Source organism: Prevotella sp. AM23-5, assembly GCF_003473645.1.
Lineage (GTDB): Bacteria > Bacteroidota > Bacteroidia > Bacteroidales > Bacteroidaceae > Prevotella > Prevotella copri_A.
The window spans coordinates 1-716 of sequence record NZ_QUCG01000189.1; the positions used below are offsets into that span (position 1 = coordinate 1).

The window sequence follows — 716 nt, forward strand, 5'->3', positions numbered from 1 at the left end:
AGTGACAACCTTTTTCAGGGAAGTACACTCTCTTGCTATCCAGGCACAGGCTTCGGCATCTGCCAAGGCATTGTGGTGCTGGGTGAGGTCGTAACCGCAATAGGCGGCTACGGTCTGGAGCTGATGGTTGGGGAGGAGAGTGCCCAGCTTTCTTCGGGAGGCACGGCAGGTGCAATGGAATTCGTAGCCGGGATATTCCATCTGATACATCTGGAATACTGCCTTCAGGCAGCCTTCGTCGAAGGGGGCGTTGTGGGCTACCAGGGGCAGACCTTCTATCTTGGGCGCAATCTCTGCCCAGACTTTCGGGAAGACATCCGCATTCATCGTGTCTTCCAGAGTCAGACCGTGAACCCGAGTGTTCCAATAAGAGTAATATTCCGGTTCGGGCTTGATGAGGCTGTAGTAGCTGTCTGCTATCTCGCCATCCCTCACTATCACGATGCCCACCGAGCAGACGCTTGTACGCTGCTGGTTGGCCGTTTCGAAATCTATCGCAGCAAAATCTTTCATTCCCTTATCCTCTTTTCCAACACCTTCTGCAGATTATCAGAAGGATTCATCCCCAGCTTCTTTCGGATATTGCCACGCTGGGTGGTGATATTGGATTCTGTCTTATTGAGCAGGATACCGATTTCACTCAACTTCTTATTCTGCAGGATGAGATAACAGATTTCCCTCTCAGATGCAATACTCTGTTAATTCTTATGTAATCG

At 50.4% G+C, this 716-nt stretch carries 2 protein-coding genes; both read right to left on the reverse strand.

The window, feature by feature from the left end:
* The coding region (locus DW657_RS17510) for a 3'-5' exonuclease (protein ID WP_118313593.1) at positions 1–513 on the reverse strand (513 nt) is incomplete at its 3' end.
* The gene (locus tag DW657_RS18645) at positions 510–644 is read right to left on the reverse strand and encodes a hypothetical protein (protein WP_255415928.1); all 135 of its coding nucleotides are present in this window, start codon (positions 642–644) and stop codon (positions 510–512) included. The genes DW657_RS18645 and DW657_RS17510, both read right to left, overlap by 4 nt.
* Between the last annotated feature and the right edge of the window lie 72 nt (positions 645–716).